Origin of the sequence: Hymenobacter cellulosilyticus (genome assembly GCF_022919215.1) — a bacterium.
GTDB classification, from domain to species: domain Bacteria; phylum Bacteroidota; class Bacteroidia; order Cytophagales; family Hymenobacteraceae; genus Hymenobacter; species Hymenobacter cellulosilyticus.
In genome coordinates, this window is record NZ_CP095046.1 from 433,859 (window position 1) to 450,304 (window position 16,446).

A 16,446-nucleotide genomic window follows, 5' to 3' on the forward strand; every position below is an offset into this window, starting at 1 on the left:
TTTTTGTTCCGACGCAGTTTGCCAGGTTAGCTCTACCCCACTTTCCACGCTCCTGCCCTGAAAGGCGCGTAGCTCCACCGGCAGCGGCGTTGGGGTGGCCCTACCTCGGCAGGGAAATCGGGGTTGGGGTCGTCGGCAAAGGCGTAGAAAATTTGGGCGGCAGAGAACAAGCCCACCCCTCCGGTTACTTCAACTTCCACCCATTCAAAGTCTTGCGTCGTTAAAAAACCCAGCTGGTGGCGGTTGTCGCCTACCAGACCCAGATCCAGCAAGGTTGTGGCGGATGAGCTTTCCAGCAGGCGGCTGCCATTGGTTCCGCCGTAGGTATTGATGCGGATATTCTGCAGCAGCGTATTGTTGAGCAGTGTATTGTTGGTGCGCAACGCAATGCCGGCGCGGTTACCGGCCTGGCCCGCGCCATTCAGCCGCAGCTTCAGCTTGTAGGTACCTAGGGCAGCTATGGGGAATCGTACCTCGGCGTAATCAGACTCGGAAAAGGTATTGTCGGCCGCTTTCTGGGGGTTGGTGGAACTGCAGCCCACACAGGCCAGCGCCGAACCCGACTCCTGATACTCAGTACCGCGCTTGGGCTCGGTGAAGTCCGACAACACAGGCTCGTCATCCTGGAAAGCCCGGGGCTCAATACCAAAACCGTAGTAAACCTGCAGGGTATTGAGGGCGCTAGCCAGCGCCGACTGCTTGATTTCGACCCGGTCGAATGCCAGACCAGATTTAAAGCTGACCTGGTAGCGGTTGTCGGGCAGCAGGGTCAATTCCAGCAGTTCAGCCCCGCTACGCGCTTCCTGGGCCACACCGTTGAGGTAAGTAGTAATTTGCAGGGAGTTTAGCGCATTCACATCCAGCACACCGCCGTTGCCGACCACAAAGCCAGCCTGGTAGCCAGCCGGAGCAGGCCTTTCGAGCTTTACCTGCAGCGCGGCCGAGCAGTTTACGCCGGCCAAAGTAGTTAGGGTAGCAAAGTTGTTCAGCCCGGCGTCCACGGCATTGAGGGGGTTAGCTACGCCCGTACCCACACAAGCAGATATTCCGGTGCCGCCGGTTGTTGCCTTGTAGTCATCGGTGCTGGGCTCGGTGGCCCGGGAAAGGTAGCCCACTGCCTTGGTAAATTGGGTATTAGCCGGCACCCCGTAGGCGTAAAGCACCCGCACCGTGTTGATGCCGTTAAGAATTCCGCCCACGGCAATTTCCAACTGGTCAAAAGGCTTGGAGGAGACAAACTCCAACCGTACCCGGCTGTCGGACAGCGCAGTACTACTCACCAAGGCATCATTAGCTAAAAGCTCCTGCTGTTGATTGCCGCCGAGGTAAGTACGCAAGGTAAGCGTGGCCAGAGTATTGGCATTAAGCGCATTACCGCTACTAATTACGACCCCGGCTCGGTACGTAGCCGGAGCCGTGCCCGATAAGCTCAGCGACAGCGCCACCCCGCCGCCCAGCAACCCAAGCGTATTCTGGATGGTAGCGTAATTCTCCAGGTCTGTATCAGCGGCTCGTTCCGGGTTGGAAACTAGACAACTCAGGCACAACCCGGCGCCGGTGGCACTGGTGCGGTAGTTGGCCGGACTAATCGGGGTGGCAAAGGTGGAGTAATAGGCCGACTCAGTTTGGGCAACGGTGTAGCGGCCCGGCAGTAACCCCACTAAGCACAAGCTTAGAATTCGGAAGTAGTAGAGGCTTTTCATAACTGTGGAGGGTAAGCAGCCTTGGTATGGGGCTGGTGTTCCCTTTAGTACAAGCCTATGACCAAGCTCTACTTAAAAAGATAAACAACTGATATTCAATGATTTAAACAAATAATAAAAGCCTAATATTTTCCCATTTTAAGAAAAGGCTTTCTGGATCTGGGAAAGGCTAATGAGCCGGGAGAGTACCCAGAAACCTACAATTCAGTCTATTCGCCACTTAAAAAACTGCTCACAATCACTACTCGAAGCTTGTGAAGGGCCGTTTTCCCATTTTGACACATCTATGAATGCTGCACTTTGCGGGGTCGCCAGTCCCGGTGGCCAACGACAGCGCATACTTTTAAAAAGATATTCTGCCATATGTAATAGCCCTTTTCACGAGTGAAGGGAGCCTGCTCGGACCGATTCTCACCAAATTAGCCCTTTAGCCCTGCCCCTTCTCTTATATCAGTTGCAATTCAGAGCCTACTCCACCTCAGCTAGCAAGGCCGGGCAGGAGCATACCCCAAAACCGGGGCAAGACCCTGGTCGTACTTACGGCCCTTAACCCGACTCACCAATGAGAGTTCAGAGGATAAGCTAATCGGGTTTTAGAAAAGCTGTAGCCGACGAAAAAGGCTGGTCAGGCTGCGGCATTCCGTGGCGCAAGAGGTATTAAAGGAAAGCGCCATTTTTAACCTGGGCAATTAACTGGCTATGGATCATATGCTTACTTGCGCACTTATTCTATAACGATTTCCCAATTATAGATTGCACTTCCCATTTTGGGAAAGGCTGGCAAACCCTGTTTTTTAGGCATATACTAGCGTTTACAAGTAGTAAATGTCCTTCTTATCCGTCCTCTTACGCTTAAACAATTGAATAATTCCGCGCTAACAGGTTTCAGCTCCCCTGATGAGCCGGCTATATTCTTCCTTAGCTGCCCCCGTTCCTATGCCCAATTCTACAGTAGTTACTATTTTCATCGTTGAGGACAACGCTTGGTATGGCGAGATTCTAGAATATCGTCTATCCCAAAACCCTGACTATCAGCTTCGGCGCTTTACAACTGTGCAGGCCTGCCTGGATAATTTGGGCGAAAAGCCTGACGTAATTACCCTGGACTATTCTTTACCCGACGGGCGGGGCGACCAGGCCCTGCGCCAAATCAAGGAACGGCTGCCGGAAGTAGCTGTTATCGTTATTTCCGGGCAGGAAGATGTGCGCACGGCCATTGCTCTGCTGCACCAGGGAGCCTACGATTATCTGGTAAAAGATGAGGAAACCCTGGACCGGCTGTGGAATTCCGTGGGCAACTTGCAGAAGCAGCTACTGCTGCGGCGGGAGAATGTGCGCCTGCGGGAACAGATTGGCCAGAAATACGACCCACAGCGTGCTATTCTGGGGGAAAGTGACCAAATCAAGCAGCTCTTTACGTTAATCGACAAGGCTGGCCGGGCTAACATTTCGGTGTCGTTGAGTGGGGAAACTGGCACGGGTAAGGAGCTCGTGGCCAAAGCCATACATTTCCGATCAGACCGCCGTGACGGGCCCTTTGTGGCCGTCAACGTGGCCGCAATTCCTGGGGAGCTGCTGGAAAGCGAATTGTTCGGACATGAGAAAGGCGCGTTCACCGGGGCCATTAATCGCCGCATCGGCCGCTTTGAGGAGGCCAACAAAGGCACGCTGTTCCTGGATGAGATTTCGGAGCTGGACCTAAGCTTGCAGGCCAAGCTGCTGCGGGTGCTACAGGAGCGGGAGGTTGTTCGCGTGGGCGGCAACCAACGCATTGCCTTCGATGCCCGCCTGATGGTGGCCACCCACCGCGACTTAAGCAAGGAGGTGCAAGAGGGCCGGTTTCGCGAGGATCTGTACTACCGCTTGCTGGGGCTGCCCATTGTGCTGCCGCCTCTGCGCGCCCGGGGCCATGACATTCTTCTGCTGGCCAACTCCTTTCTACGGGACTTTTGCCGACAAAACAGCATGGCAGCCTGCAGCATCTCGGCCGAGGCGCAGCACCTGCTGCTGCAATACCACTTTCCCGGCAATGTGCGCGAGCTGAAAGCGGTGGTGGAACTGGCCGCCGTGCTGGCCGAAAGCGACACAATCCGGCCCCAGGATTTGTCGCTGCGGGGAGAGCGGCCCAACCAGCCTCCCCTCATCGTGCCCGGATCCGACGAGTCGTTGCGTGCGCAGACGGCCGCCATTGTGCAGCGCTACCTGCAGACCTACAACGGAAATATTTCAGAAGTAGCCGCCCGACTGCAAATCGGGAAGTCTACCATTTATCGTATGCTTCAGAACAAGGATATCCATCTACCCTGATCTGAACCATAGCTACGGTACTATGACTTTATTAGCTTACCGTCAACTGCGGCGGCGCCTGCAGCAGGCGCAGCAGGCACAGGCCGCCGCCCAACTCGAATTGCAGCAACTACGGGCTTTGGTGGAACAGCAGCGCCTGGCGGCGGCCAAGCAGACGGCCGCTTTGCTGCAAACAATTCATACCGGGCTGCTGATTGAAAATGCTCAGGGCGTCGTGACGCTGAATCACCGGCTGGCCGAAATGCTGCTGTTGCCGGGCGAGACTTCCACGTACATCGGCCAACCCAGCGAGGCTATTTTCACGCGGGGTCAGCGCGGCTTCACTAACCCTACGTGGGTGAAAGCCCAGATGGATGCGGCACGGGAGGCTCAGACCCAGGTAAAGGGCCTGCTTCAGCACCTCAGCAACGGCATCATTCTGCAGGTCGACTATCTACCGGTGGTTCAAAACGGCGAAACCGTGCTGCACTTATGGAGCTACGAAGACGTAACCCAGCAGCAGCGGATACTACAGCACGTGCAGGAGCTGTCCAGGCTGGCCGAGCAGTGCCCGAACCCGATTATCTGTTTTACCTACGACGGGCAGGCACGCTACGCCAACTCAGCCGCTCAACCCGTGCTGCACATGCTGCAGGAACCGGCTGAGGCCGCCTGCCAGGGTTTTCTGCGCAGCGAAATCAGTGCGGCGTTGGCGGCGCGCCAGCCGCGGGTGTATGAGTACAGCCTAAGCACCATCCGCTACGTGTGGACCATTGCGCCCCTGCCGCAGGAAGAAGGCGTAAACGTGTACCTGACCGATATTACGGCCCGGCACGTGGCCGAGCAGGAGCTTGAGCACAGTCAGCTCTTTGCTCGGCGCATCACCGACACGATTCCGCACCTGGTATTCCTCCTGGACCTGGACGAAAGCCGACTGCTGTATTGCAATAGTCAGAGCCTGCCGCTGCTGGGCTATTCCGACGTGGAAATGGTGGGCCTGGGGGCCCGCCTGCTGCCCACCATTCTAAAGCCCGAAGACTATCGGAGCGTGCAGCGGCGTCGGGGTGAGTTGGCCCAGACGGCGGTGGGCCAAACCCTGGAATCGGAGTACCAGGTGCGGCACCGGGACGGCAGCTGGCGCTGGATGAAGATTAAAAGTGCCCCGTTTCGCCGCCACCCCAACGGGCGCGTGAGCCAGATGGTGGCCAGTGCCGAAGACGTAACGGCGCGTCGCTGCATGGAAGTCAAGCTGCGCCAGAGCCAGCTGTTTGTGGAGCGCCTGGCCAGCACCGCCCCCAACCTGATTTATATTCTTGACATCCAGGAAGGCCGCAACGTGTACTGCAATCAGTACATCGAAACGCTGCTGGGCTACTCCGAAACCGATTTGCAGTCTATGGGCCCCAACATGCTGGCCCAACTAACCGCCCCCGACCAGCTACTGCTGCTACAGGACCATATCGACCAGCTAACCCGCTGTGCCGAAGGCGAGATACGCTCCCTGGAAGTATTTATGTACCACCGCGACGGCAGCATCCGGTGGCTGCGGCTCAACAATACGCCCTTTGAGCGCAATGCCACCGGGAAGTGCAGCAGGTGGTGGGCACGGCCGAGAATATTACCCACTGGAAGCTAGCCGAGGAGCAGCGCCGGGCCGCCAACCGCACCCTGGCCGAGCAGAACGACCTGTTCCGCCAGGTAATTGACACCACGCCCCACCTAGTCTACCTCAAGGACGGCGACGGCAATTACCTGCTGGCCAACCAGGCTACGGCCGACCTGTATAGCTTGAGCGTGGAGGAAGTGGTACAAACCAACGTAAGCCAGCTTCCTATTTCCCCCGACGACATGGCTCGCTACCTGCGCGCCGACCGGCAGGTTATGACCTCCCAGCGGGAGTTGATCATGGAAGAAACGTTTACCCGTCCCAACGGAGAGGTGGTATGGTTCAACAGCATCAAACGCCCTTTCCAGCTAGCCGATGGCACCACCCGGGTGCTGGGCGTCGACAGCAACATCACGGCCCTGAAGGAAACCCAGCAGGCCCTACGTCAGGCCAAAGAGGCCGCCGAGGAAAATGCCCGGGCCAAACAGGACTTCCTGGCCAACATGAGCCACGAGATTCGCACGCCCATGACTGGCATTCTGGGTTTGGCCGGGCTGTTGCAAAAAACGCCGCTCGACGAGCGGCAAAGCCAGTATCTGGACCATATTCAGCACTCCGCCGATCAGCTGCTGGTGATTATCAACGATATTCTGGCCATGGCCCAGCTGGGTGCGGGTAAGGTCCGCCTGGAAACTACCAACTTTGATTTGCGGCAAGTACTGGTAGCCAGCCGGCAGCTGCTGCTGCCCAAAGCTGCCGAAAAAGGCATCTGCCTGGAGCTAGAGTTGCCCCCGGCCGAAGTGTCCACGCTGGTATCCGGCGACCCGTACCGGCTGCGTCAGGTGCTGCTCAACCTGCTCAGCAATGCCGTCAAGTTCACGGATCAAGGCCAGGTGCTGCTAACCTGCCGACGGCTTAGCAACCCCCAAGAGCCCCTGGTGTTTGAGTTTGCCGTTCTCGATTCGGGCATCGGCATTCCGGCCCACCAGCTCGAGTACGTGTTCGACTCCTTTACCCAGGCCACGGCCAGCACGGCCCGCGAATATGGCGGCTCAGGCCTGGGGCTTAGTATTTCGCGGGGCTTAGTAGAACTCATGGGTGGTAGCATTACGGTGGAAAGCCGCTTGCATGAGGGCAGCGCTTTCCGGGTTACGCTGCCCTTTGCGCAGGCGCAGGCTCCGCTGCCTCTCTCTACGCCCCTTGCTGCACCAGTCGGCTACTACAGCTTAGGGCCGCGCCGTATTCTGTTGGCCGAAGACAATGCTGTCAATCAGGTGTTGGTAAACGCCCAGCTCGGCACCTGGGGCTGCCAGGTAGATATTGCCAGCAACGGCCGCGAAGCCCTGCAGCTGTTCCACCACCACCGCTACGATGCCGTGCTGATGGATATTCAGATGCCCGGCCTCGACGGTGTTGCCACCGCCCGCCTGCTGCGTGAGCACCCCGACGCGGCCCGGGCCGCCACCCCCATTATTGCCCTGACGGCCCATGCCTTGCCAGGCGAAGCCGAACGGTATCAGGCGGCCGGATTTGATGGCTACGTTTCCAAGCCTTTCCAGGAAGAAGAGCTGTTCCAGACCCTGGTTCGGCTGCTGACCCCACCCAACACGCTTGTGGCCGAGGAATCAGCTCCGGTATACAGCTTGGCGGGTATTCGTCGCCTGGCCCACGGCAACGAAGAATTCATTAGTCGTTTGATTCGGGTATTCGTTGAAACCACGCCGCCCATTGTGCAGGAACTGGAATCAGCCTTGCAGCAGCAAAACTGGCCGGCTCTGAGTGCCACCGCCCACCATCTGAAAAGCTCCTTCGCCGGCTTGCACATGCACCCTGTGCTGGACATTGTGCGCCGGCTGGAATCCATAAAGCCCGGTACAGACCACGACTTGGCCGAAATAAACAGCCTCGTGCAGCAAGTGCGGACCGTTACTGACCAGGTAATAGCCCAGCTTCGGCGGGAACTTCCCGATTAAGGCCGCTTACCTTTGCGGCCGCCCTCCATTTCCCCACTTATGCCCGACTCTCCTATTTTTATTGATACTGTGATTATTGGGGCGGGGCAGGCGGGGCTGGCGGCAGCCTACTATCTGCAGCACCACGGCCAGTCGTTCGTGGTGCTGGATGAGCGGCCAGCCATCGGCCACGTGTGGGCCACCCGCTACGACTCCCTGCGCCTGTTTTCGCCGGCCTGGGCCAGCGGCCTGCCCGGTCTGCCCTGGCCCGGCAGCTCAACCCGCTACCCGACCAAAGACGAAGCGGCAGCTTATCTGCAACGCTACGCGGAGCATTTCAACCTGCCCGTACGCCTGGGCCAACGCGTAACGCGCGTGGCCGCCATCCAGGCCGGGACAGAGTACGAAGTCAGCACTGCGGCCGGGCCAACCTATACGGCCCGCAACGTTATTGTGTGCACGGGTCCTTACAATGCGCCGCGTCTGCCCGATTTTGCTCAGCAGCTTAACCCAGCCATTCCGCAAGTACATAGCAGCGCATACCGCCGCCCGGGCAGCTGCCGGGCACCGGACCGGTGGCTGTGGTGGGCAGCGGCAACTCGGCCCTGCAGATTGGCGCCGACCTAGCTGCCACCGGCCGGCCGGTGTATGCGGCCTTTAATGAACTGACGCCCGCTCTGCCCAACAACACGGGCATGTGGCTTTTCCTCAAGTCGACGGGGCTGATGCGGGTGCCGCGACAGTCCTGGCTGGGCCGACGCATGCTGGCCCGCCCGAGCCAGTCGTCAGCGCCGACTTGAGCCGGCTGCGCAGTTTTGCGAATGTCCACTTTATCGGCAAGGCAGTGAGGGTAACGGAAGATGGCCGTGGGCTACAAGGCTCGGTTGCTCCTACCCCGCCCCTGCAGGCGGTGGTGTGGGCCACCGGCTACGGCCCGGCCTTCGACTGGATTCAAGTGCCCGTATTTGATGCGGCCGGGGAGCCCCGCCACCAGCGCGGCCTGACCGAGGCGCCGGGCCTGGCGTTTCTGGGGTTGCCGTGGCTGCACACCCGCAGCTCGGCTCTGATGGGTGGCGCCGGGCCCGACGCCCGCTACGTGGTGGAGGCCCTTCTGAAAAGGACATAATTATATAGAAACCGAAGCACGGTTTTTGGGGTTAGGTAAACAGTAACCAATTGCAGGTCATCAACAAAATACTAGTTGTTCGTTACCGCTTAAGGTTGTAATTTGTCTTGTCTCTAATACTTTTCTTATGTCCTTGCTCCTTCTCAGCGGACTAGCCGTGGCCGCCGCCCTGCTGGTCTTCAATCCTTTTGATGACAACGACCGGAAAAAGCGCCTGCAGCCCGTGCGGGTGCCAGTGCGCAACGGCCGCTAACCTCTTCTTCTCAAAGCAAAAAGGCCTCCCGACGGAGGCCTTTTTGCTGGGCAATACTTTGCAACCCGGAATCCAGCTCACAAAAAAAGCAGCCGCGGACGACTGCTTTTTACTATTTATTCAGCAAGAATGCAGATGATTAGCGAATCACGAGCTTACGCATCTCACTGGCGTTTTCGCCTTCCAGCTTCACGTAGTACAGCCCGCTGGCAAACTTGCTTAAGTCCAAAGTCTTGGGGCCGCTCAGCTCCGTGATAGACTCACGGTAGATAACGGTGCCGATAACGTTGAGAATCCGGAGCTCCAGCCGCCGTCCCTCAAAGCCGTTGATGGCGATGTGGACAATACCGCTGCTGGGGTTGGGGTACACTAAAAAGGATTTTTCGTCGGCAGGCCGCGTGGGGGCAGGCGTACGAACAGCCGGCTGGGCCGAGGCTGCGGGCAGTGTGCTACGGACGAAACCGAAGCCAAGCACGAGTAGTAGACAAAAAAAGCGTAAGCGTTGCATCATAGCATGCTGTAGAGTGGGACAAGCGCAGGTTGTATATTGACTAGATTAACGGCCGGCGCTCAATTAGGTTTGCAAAGATAATACGGAATATGCATTAGAGTTACGAAATATAACTACGCGCTGATAAAAGATTTGTTTCTACTCTCTTTCTCACCTTGTTACTACCTAAATTAAGTTGGACGTTCTCATTATTGGCGGCGGATTAGGCGGGCTGACCGCCGCCCTGGATTTGCGGCAGCGCGGCTACCAGGTGACCCTAATAGAGCGCAAAAGCTACCCTTTCATAAGGTGTGCGGCGAGTATGTCTCTAATGAGGTGCTGCCCTACCTGCGCCGCCTCGGCGTGGACCCCGCCCCGCTGGGCCCGGCCACCATTTCCCGGTTTCTGCTCAGTTCCCCGGCCGGCCGCATACTGACTAGCCCGCTCGACCTGGGCGGCTTCGGCGTCAGCCGCTACCGCCTCGATTATTTTCTGTTTGAGCAGGCCACGGCCCGGGGCGTGGTATTTCACCAGCCGGCTACCGTGACGGAAGTGGTTTTCAACGAGGCCCTGGACCAGCACCGCGTGACCCTAGCCGACGGGCAGCAGCTGACGGCCCGCGTGGTGCTGGGCGCCTACGGCAAGCGCGCCAACCTAGACCGGCAGCTGCAGCGCAGCTTTTTTCAGCAACGCTCCCCGTACCTGGGCGTGAAATACCACGTGCGGCTCGACTTTCCGCGTGACGTAATTGCCCTGCACAACTTTGCCGACGGCTACGCGGGGTTGTCGGCTATTGAGGAGGATAAGTACTGCTTTTGCTACCTCACCACCCGCCAAAACCTGAAAGCCCACGGCACCATTGGAGCCATGCAGGAGCAGGTGCTGGCCCAGAACCCACACCTGCGGGCTGTTCTGCGCGAGGCGGAGTTCCTTTATGATCAGCCCGAGGTTATCAACGAAATATCCTTTGCGCCCAAAAACTGCGTGGAAGACCACGTGCTGATGTGCGGCGACGCGGCCGGCCTGATTACGCCCCTGTGCGGCAACGGCATGGCCATGGCCATTCACGGAGCCGAGCGGGCTAGTTTTCACATCGACCAGTTTTTGCAGAGCCGCTACTCCCGCCCCGCGCTGGAGTCTGCCTACCGCCATGACTGGCAGCAGCATTTCGGGCCCCGGCTGTGGGTGGGGCGGGCCGTGCAGCGTCTGTTTGGACGCCCGGTGCTGAGCGAGGCCGTGGTGGGCGGCATGCGGCACTGGCCCGGCGGGGTGCGGGCCCTGATGCGGCGCACCCACGGCTCGGCGTTTTGAGGCCCCAAAACCGCCCGTCATTTAGTTTGTTGCACTCCTAAGCCGAACCGACGGCAAATCCGTATACTGCCTTCGATGACGAGCTACTTATGTGCCATTGGCACTGCTACCCCGCCCCACCGCATTCCTCAGCCGCAGATTGCCACCTTTATGGCCGAAGGCTTACAGCTGGACGCCGCCGACACGCGCAAACTGCGCGCCCTGTACCGCGTTACGGGCATTGCCCAGCGCTACTCCGTGCTGGCCGACTACAGCCGGACCAACGGGGACTTCGAGTTTTTCCCGAACACGCCCGACCTGGAGCCTTTCCCCACGGTAGGCCAGCGCATGGCCGCCTACCGGCAGTACGCTTTGCCGCTTTCAGTGGAAGCGGTGCGCAACTGCCTCAAGCAGCAGCCCGACGTGGCCCTAAGCGACATTACCCACCTAATAACGGTAAGCTGCACGGGCATGTACGCCCCGGGTCTGGATATTGAGCTGGTCGCGCAGTTGGGGCTGAGTACCAGTGTGCGCCGCACCTGCGTCAATTTCATGGGTTGCTACGCGGCATTTAATGCTTTGAAGCTGGCCCAGGCGTTTTGCTTGGCCGACCCTAGTGCCAAAGTACTGCTGGTGTGCACCGAGCTCTGCACCATTCACTTTCAGAAGAATAAGGAAGAAGACCACCTGGTATCCAACGCGCTGTTCGGTGACGGCTCGGCGGCGGCTTTGGTGCAAGCCCAGCCCGGCAAGCACGGCTACAGCCTGAGCCTCGAGGCTTTTCACTGCGAGCTGGAGCCCGACGGCCACGCCGACATGGCCTGGCACATCAACGACTTCGGGTTTGAAATGACTTTGTCGTCGTACGTGCCCAAGATGATTCAAAAGGGCATCCGGCAACTCACCGAAGGCCTGCTGCGCAAGCTGCCGGTCAAGCTCAAGGATATTCACGCCTTTGCCATTCATCCCGGCGGCCGCAAGATCCTGGAAACCATTGAGCAGGAGCTCGGTATGAGTGCCCACGACAACCGCTTTGCCTACCAGGTACTGCGCGACTACGGCAATATGTCGTCGGCCACGGTGCTGTTTGTGTTGCACGAGCTGCTTAAGTCGCTCACGCCGGCTGAGGCTGGGGCACCGGTGCTGAGCTTCGCCTTCGGACCGGGCCTGACCCTGGAAGCTATGCTGCTGCAGGTTCACGTTGCCTAGTCTGCTATGCCCGACCTGAGCACCCGCGCCACCGAGGAAGAGCTGATGGACGACCTCTCACTGGCTTCCGACGCGCTGCGGCAGAATCTAGACGAGCTGGAAACCATCAATACCTGGCTGGGCGGCTACCGCGTAGTGCTCGACGGGCTGCAGCGGCTCCGCTCTCAGTTCCCTACTGGCCGCGCCCTACGCCTGGCCGACCTGGGCAGCGGCGGCGGCGACACGCTGCGCCACATTGCTGGCTGGGCCCGGCGGCAGAGCGTGCCCGTGGAGCTGGTGGGTATTGATGCCAACGCCTTCATGATTGACTATGCAGCTGCCAAGGCTGCGAGCTTCCCTGAAATCAGCTTTCAGCAGCAGGACATTTTCGGCGCCGAGTTCCGGCAGCAGCAGTTTGATATCATCACCTGCAGCCTGTTTTGCCACCACTTTTCCAGTGAGGCCCTGGCTGAGCTGCTGCGTCAGCTCAAAACCCAGGCCCGGGTAGGCGTCCTCATCAACGATTTGCACCGGCAGCCGGTAGCGTATTATAGCATCAAGTGGCTTACGCGTCTGTTTCGGGGCTCGTACCTGGTTCAGAATGACGCTCCGCTGTCGGTAGCCCGGGCCTTCGCGCGCCGGGACTGGCAGCAGATTTTGGCCGCCGCGGGCATCGAGCGGTACACGCTGCGCTGGTGCTGGGCCTTTCGCTGGCAGGTTATCTTCTAGCTAGGCAGCGGCTTACGTGTACAGCTCGGCTGCCAGGCGGAAGGTATTGGCGTGAGCTTCCACAATGTCGGCAATGCGCACCGAGTAGCCGCCACCCATACATACCACCACGGGCACCTGGTTTTGGTGGCACAGCCGCAGCACCAGTTCGTCGCGCCGGCGGCAGCCTTCCCGGGTCAAACCCAGGTGGCCCAGCTTGTCGGTGGCCAGCACATCGACGCCGGCCAGGTAAAACACGAAATCAGGCTGCACCTCGTCGAGCAGGCGGGCAGCGTGGCGGCCAGCAGCCCTAGGTAGGTCGCGTCGTCGGTGCCGTCGGCCAGGGGCAGGTCCAGGTCCGACTGCTCCTTGCGGTGTGGGTAGTTGCGGGCCCCGTGCATGCTGAAGGTAAACACCCGCGGCTCCCGCCCAAACAAGGCCGCCGTGCCGTTGCCCTGGTGCACATCCAGATCCACAATCAGAATTTTACGGATACTCGGCTCATGGACCAGCAAGTAATTGGCCGCCGCGGCCTGGTCATTGAGCAGGCAAAATCCTTCGCCCCGGTTGGCAAAAGCGTGGTGGGTTCCGCCGGCAATATTGAGGGCAATGCCGCACTGCAACGCCCGTCGCGCACACTCAATTGTGCCGCCCAGAATGGTTATTTCCCGCTCAATAAGCTGCGCCGACCACGGAAAGCCCGTGGCTCGCTCCTCCTGCCGCGTGAGTTGCCCGGCTACGAGTCGCCGGTAATATTCCGCGTTGTGGGTGCGCAGAATCTCGGCTTCGGGCGACGGCACGGGGGCAAAGAAGCTGTCCTCCGTCACGGTACCTTCCCGCAAGAGCTGCTCGGGCAGTAGCTCGTACTTAAGCATCGGAAACCGGTGATTCTCGGGCAGCGGGTGGGCGTAAAGCGGAGCCCAGGCAATGGGGAGCATAGAAAGTCAGAAGGGCCAGAAACAGCAATACCCGCCGGATAAGGGCGGGTATTGAAGGCGTGACGTGGGACATACTGGGCTCGAACCAGTGACCCCTACCTTGTCGAGGTAGTGCTCTGAACCAACTGAGCTAATATCCCATCAAACACTCTGGCGGCGGCCGGAAAGCGCCAAAGATACGGGCAGTTTTCATTCATCCTACTTCCTGGGGCAAGAAATTTTTCTCCGGATCAGCCCTCGGGCGTAACCTTCTGCCGACGGGCAAGTATAGTCGGTTACAAATGCTCGCCTGTACTTTACCAAGGCCCGCCGTTGCAACCACCCTAGACCTTCACTCTCCAATGAAAAAATTCAATTTACTCCTCGCTCTCTCCCTCGCCACCGTTACCGCCTTTGCTCAGAAGAACGACACCAACGGTCCGGTTGGCCTGCGCTCTTCCACCGACTACTCGGCCGGCACGAGTGACTCCCGCAACACCGGTTTCGGTATTAAGGGCGGCTTTAACCTGTCCGACGTGTACGGTGACGACAAGAAAAACTTCGCCAACGGCTCCAACTACAAGTCGTTCCACGCTGGCATTTATGGTCAGTACGGTTTCAATAACCGCCTTTCTATTCAGCCCGAACTGCTCTATAGCCGCCAGGGTTTTGAAGGCAACTCGGTGAAAACGACCGGCACCGGTACGGGCGCTACCACCACGACCGTAAATGAGCGTCGTCTCGACTACCTGAACGTGCCCGTGCTGCTGGTGTTCAACATCCTCGACAACGTGAGCATCCACGCCGGTCCTCAGGTTTCGCTGCTGACCAAGGTAACCGAAGACGGTAATGAGCGCAAGATTGCCGACGAAAACAATACGTACGGTTACAGCTACACCAGCTTCGACTATGGCTTAGCCGTGGGTGCTGAAGCCCGCGTAGGGCCTGCCCGGGTGGGAGCCCGCTACAACGCCGGCTTCAACGAAATCATCAAGGATCAGAACCTGGCCACAACGGGTAATAAGGCGCTGAGCGACATTAAGAACAGCAACTTCCAGGTGTACGTTGGCATTGGCTTCACCCAATAGCCGACCTTGGATAATGACTTTTAAAGGAAGCCTTTCGGGGCTTCCTTTTTTTATGCGCCATTTGACCCTTTCACCACTCTTTCCGACTGCGAATGGGAGCTGATATCACAACGGCCTTGCCTGCCCTCAACCACGGCCGGGAGTTGCTAGCCGAGCATGGCATGGCCATATTGGCTACCTGGGCCCTGCTCAATCTGCTGGTGAGCGGCTACCTGGTGGCCCACACCGACACCCGCACCGAAACCCACTACTTCCACCAGATGAACGTGGGCTGGAACTTCGTGAATGCCGTGCTGGCCGTGGTGGGCATGCTCAGGGCTCACCCCAACCAAGTGGCCGGCCTTACGCTGGCGGCCAGCCTGGAGGCCCAGTTCGACTTCGAGAAAATTCTGCTTTTCAACGCGGGGCTCGACGTGGCTTACCTGATAATGGGCAGCTGGCTGCGGGCCCGGGGCCTGACAGCGGCCAAGCGCCCGGAACGGCTGCTGGGCTTTGGCCGGTCGTTGTGGCTGCAGGGTGGCTTCCTGCTGTTGTTCGACCTGGGCTTTTACCTGACGTACCACCGCTATGCCGCCGCGCTGCTGGCCTTGGTGCAGCCCTAGATTACATTTGCCATATTTGAGGCATGGATAACTATACCGCTGCCGACCTCGAAATCATTGAGTACGCGCCGCAATACCACGACGATTTCCGGCGCCTCAACCACGAGTGGATTACGCGCTACTTTGAACTGGAGCCCGCCGACCACGTAACCCTGGGCGACCCGCAAACCCATTTGCTCGACCCAGGCGGCTTTATCCTGCTGGCCCGCTACCAGGGCGCCATTGTAGGTTCTGGGGCCTTGCTTCACAACCCCGCCGATGGCAGCTGGAAGCTGGCCAAGATGGCCGTTACCGACCAGATGCAGGGCCGTGGCATTGGCTATGCGCTGTGTAAAGCCATTCTGGACCGGGCCCGGACTATGGGCGTAACCCGGGTTGAACTGGTGTCGAACCACATTCTGCTGCCGGCCCTGCACGTGTACCGCAAGCTGGGCTTCGTGGAAGTTCCGCTGGGCACGGTTATGTACAAGCGCGGCAACGTCCGGATGGCCGTGGATTTGTAAACGCGTCTGCACGCCAACGAAAAAGCCCCGGCCATGCATGGCCGGGGCTTTTTCGTTGTTCAAATCGGTAAGCTTATGAGCGGGGCGCGTGCTTGCCTTCCAGAATTTCTTCCACAATCTTCTTGTTGAAAGCGGGCAGGTCGCTGGGGTTGCGGCTGGTGATAAGGCCTTTATCGACGACCACTTCGCTGTCTTCCCAGTGGGCGCCGGCATTGGTGAGGTCGGTTTTTAGGCTGGGCCAGCTGGTCACTTTGTGGCCGCGCAGCAAGCCGGTTTCGATCAGCGTCCAGGGGCCGTGGCAGATGGCAGCCACCACTTTGCCCGAGCGCATAAACTCGGCGGCAAAGGCCACCACTTTCTGCTCGGTACGCAGCACGTCGGGGTTCATCTGCCCACCGGGCAGCACTAGGGCGTCGTAGTCGGCCACGCTCACTTGGTCGATGGTCTTGTCGACATCGACTTTATTACCCCAGTCTTTCTCGTCCCAGCCCTTAATGGAGCCACTTTTCAGGGAAATAACGTGGGTTTCGGCGCCTTCGCCTTCGAGGTATTTCTTGGGTTCTTCCAGTTCCGACTGCTCGAAGCCGTCGGTGGCTACAATGGCTATTTTCTTGCCTTTTAGTTTATCACTACCAAAGATGCTCATGGAAATAGATGTTAGGGTTGGGGTAGTAGAACAGGAATGAAAAAGCCGGTCTGCGCTAGGCAGAACCGGCTTTCATAGTACGCAAACA

At 58.8% G+C, this 16,446-nt stretch carries 16 protein-coding genes, 1 tRNA gene and 2 pseudogenes; 14 read left to right on the plus strand and 5 right to left on the minus strand.

The window, feature by feature from the left end:
• Positions 1-32 precede the first annotated feature (32 nt).
• Positions 33-1,703 carry a hypothetical protein gene (locus tag MUN79_RS02110; protein ID WP_244676169.1) on the minus strand — a complete coding sequence of 557 codons (1,671 nt, stop codon included), beginning with the start codon at positions 1,701-1,703 and terminating at the stop codon, positions 33-35.
• Between the two features lie 936 nt (positions 1,704-2,639).
• On the opposite strand from MUN79_RS02110, the gene MUN79_RS02115 reads away from it, so the two are divergent.
• The 7 genes from MUN79_RS02115 (at position 2,640) to MUN79_RS29785 (ending at position 8,926) form a co-directional block, all read left to right on the plus strand.
• Positions 2,640-4,010: a sigma-54-dependent transcriptional regulator gene (locus MUN79_RS02115; protein ID WP_244676170.1), complete on the plus strand. Its 1,371-nt coding sequence runs from the start codon at positions 2,640-2,642 to the stop codon at positions 4,008-4,010.
• A 22-nt stretch (positions 4,011-4,032) separates the two neighbouring features.
• A complete protein-coding gene (locus MUN79_RS02120) occupies positions 4,033-5,625 on the plus strand; it encodes a PAS domain S-box protein (protein WP_244676171.1) in 1,593 nt (530 codons plus the stop codon).
• A complete protein-coding gene (locus MUN79_RS02125) occupies positions 5,577-7,568 on the plus strand; it encodes a PAS domain-containing hybrid sensor histidine kinase/response regulator (RefSeq protein WP_244676172.1) in 1,992 nt (663 codons plus the stop codon). The genes MUN79_RS02120 and MUN79_RS02125 overlap by 49 nt, the downstream gene beginning before the upstream one ends.
• 39 nt (positions 7,569-7,607) lie before the next feature.
• Entirely contained in the window at positions 7,608-8,174 is a 567-nt protein-coding gene (locus MUN79_RS02130; RefSeq protein WP_244676173.1) for an FAD-dependent oxidoreductase, read from the plus strand.
• Positions 8,123-8,347 (plus strand): hypothetical protein, encoded by a 225-nt coding sequence (locus tag MUN79_RS02135; protein ID WP_244676174.1) that lies wholly within the window; start codon positions 8,123-8,125, stop codon positions 8,345-8,347. Before MUN79_RS02130 ends, MUN79_RS02135 begins: the two co-directional genes overlap by 52 nt.
• Positions 8,348-8,391: 44 nt before the next feature.
• Positions 8,392-8,673, plus strand: coding sequence for a hypothetical protein (locus tag MUN79_RS02140; RefSeq protein WP_244676175.1), 282 nt, complete (start codon positions 8,392-8,394; stop codon positions 8,671-8,673).
• A gap of 127 nt (positions 8,674-8,800) precedes the next feature.
• Positions 8,801-8,926, plus strand: a complete 126-nt coding sequence (locus tag MUN79_RS29785; RefSeq protein WP_262922970.1) for a hypothetical protein — start codon at positions 8,801-8,803, stop codon at positions 8,924-8,926.
• 139 nt (positions 8,927-9,065) lie between these two features.
• Here the strand turns inward: MUN79_RS29785 and MUN79_RS02145 are convergent, their stop codons facing one another.
• The gene (locus MUN79_RS02145) at positions 9,066-9,401 is read right to left on the minus strand and encodes a T9SS type A sorting domain-containing protein (protein ID WP_244676176.1); all 336 of its coding nucleotides are present in this window, start codon (positions 9,399-9,401) and stop codon (positions 9,066-9,068) included.
• Positions 9,402-9,612: 211 nt separating this feature from the next.
• On the opposite strand from MUN79_RS02145, the pseudogene MUN79_RS02150 reads away from it, so the two are divergent.
• The 4 genes and pseudogenes from MUN79_RS02150 to MUN79_RS02165 all read left to right on the plus strand — a co-directional run.
• Positions 9,613-9,681: pseudogene (locus tag MUN79_RS02150) on the plus strand (FAD-binding protein); the annotation flags it as partial.
• Between the two features lie 44 nt (positions 9,682-9,725).
• Positions 9,726-10,727 carry an NAD(P)/FAD-dependent oxidoreductase gene (locus MUN79_RS02155; RefSeq protein WP_244676177.1) on the plus strand — a complete coding sequence of 334 codons (1,002 nt, stop codon included), beginning with the start codon at positions 9,726-9,728 and terminating at the stop codon, positions 10,725-10,727.
• A gap of 75 nt (positions 10,728-10,802) precedes the next feature.
• The gene (locus MUN79_RS02160) at positions 10,803-11,915 is read left to right on the plus strand and encodes a type III polyketide synthase (RefSeq protein WP_244676178.1); all 1,113 of its coding nucleotides are present in this window, start codon (positions 10,803-10,805) and stop codon (positions 11,913-11,915) included.
• Positions 11,916-11,921: 6 nt separating this feature from the next.
• On the plus strand, positions 11,922-12,623 hold the full coding sequence (locus MUN79_RS02165; protein ID WP_244676179.1) for a methyltransferase domain-containing protein: 702 nt from the start codon (positions 11,922-11,924) through the stop codon (positions 12,621-12,623).
• Positions 12,624-12,635: 12 nt separating this feature from the next.
• On the opposite strand, the pseudogene MUN79_RS02170 reads toward MUN79_RS02165, so the two are convergent.
• Together MUN79_RS02170 and MUN79_RS02175 are read right to left on the minus strand one after the other, a co-directional pair.
• Positions 12,636-13,540 (minus strand): annotated as a pseudogene (locus tag MUN79_RS02170) (histone deacetylase family protein).
• Positions 13,541-13,605: 65 nt separating this feature from the next.
• Positions 13,606-13,680: transfer RNA gene (locus MUN79_RS02175), tRNA-Val, on the minus strand.
• Between the two features lie 201 nt (positions 13,681-13,881).
• Here MUN79_RS02175 and MUN79_RS02180 point away from each other — a divergent pair.
• From MUN79_RS02180 to MUN79_RS02190, 3 genes are all read left to right on the plus strand, one after another.
• On the plus strand, positions 13,882-14,607 hold the full coding sequence (locus tag MUN79_RS02180) for a porin family protein (RefSeq protein WP_244676180.1): 726 nt from the start codon (positions 13,882-13,884) through the stop codon (positions 14,605-14,607).
• A gap of 92 nt (positions 14,608-14,699) precedes the next feature.
• A complete protein-coding gene (locus MUN79_RS02185; protein WP_244676181.1) occupies positions 14,700-15,209 on the plus strand; it encodes a DUF6992 family protein in 510 nt (169 codons plus the stop codon).
• Between the two features lie 23 nt (positions 15,210-15,232).
• A complete protein-coding gene (locus tag MUN79_RS02190) occupies positions 15,233-15,712 on the plus strand; it encodes a GNAT family N-acetyltransferase (protein WP_244676182.1) in 480 nt (159 codons plus the stop codon).
• Between the two features lie 73 nt (positions 15,713-15,785).
• On the opposite strand, the gene MUN79_RS02195 is transcribed toward MUN79_RS02190, so the two are convergent.
• Complete coding sequence (locus tag MUN79_RS02195; protein WP_244676183.1) at positions 15,786-16,358, minus strand: type 1 glutamine amidotransferase domain-containing protein; 573 nt, start codon at positions 16,356-16,358, stop codon at positions 15,786-15,788.
• Positions 16,359-16,446 lie beyond the last annotated feature (88 nt).

Bases quoted from the DNA above. Each gene is read 5' to 3' on its own strand.
- MUN79_RS02115 (WP_244676170.1), top strand. From the start codon at position 2,640: ATGCCCAATTCTACAGTAGTTACTATTTTCATCGTTGAGGACAACGCT.
- MUN79_RS02180 (WP_244676180.1), top strand. From the start codon at position 13,882: ATGAAAAAATTCAATTTACTCCTCGCTCTCTCCCTCGCCACCGTTACC.
- MUN79_RS02165 (WP_244676179.1), top strand. From the start codon at position 11,922: ATGCCCGACCTGAGCACCCGCGCCACCGAGGAAGAGCTGATGGACGAC.
- MUN79_RS02130 (WP_244676173.1), top strand. From the start codon at position 7,608: ATGCCCGACTCTCCTATTTTTATTGATACTGTGATTATTGGGGCGGGG.
- MUN79_RS02190 (WP_244676182.1), top strand. From the start codon at position 15,233: ATGGATAACTATACCGCTGCCGACCTCGAAATCATTGAGTACGCGCCG.
- MUN79_RS02160 (WP_244676178.1), top strand. From the start codon at position 10,803: ATGACGAGCTACTTATGTGCCATTGGCACTGCTACCCCGCCCCACCGC.
- MUN79_RS29785 (WP_262922970.1), top strand. From the start codon at position 8,801: ATGTCCTTGCTCCTTCTCAGCGGACTAGCCGTGGCCGCCGCCCTGCTG.
- MUN79_RS02195 (WP_244676183.1), bottom strand. From the start codon at position 16,358: ATGAGCATCTTTGGTAGTGATAAACTAAAAGGCAAGAAAATAGCCATT.
- MUN79_RS02185 (WP_244676181.1), top strand. From the start codon at position 14,700: ATGGGAGCTGATATCACAACGGCCTTGCCTGCCCTCAACCACGGCCGG.
- MUN79_RS02120 (WP_244676171.1), top strand. From the start codon at position 4,033: ATGACTTTATTAGCTTACCGTCAACTGCGGCGGCGCCTGCAGCAGGCG.
- MUN79_RS02110 (WP_244676169.1), bottom strand. From the start codon at position 1,703: ATGAAAAGCCTCTACTACTTCCGAATTCTAAGCTTGTGCTTAGTGGGG.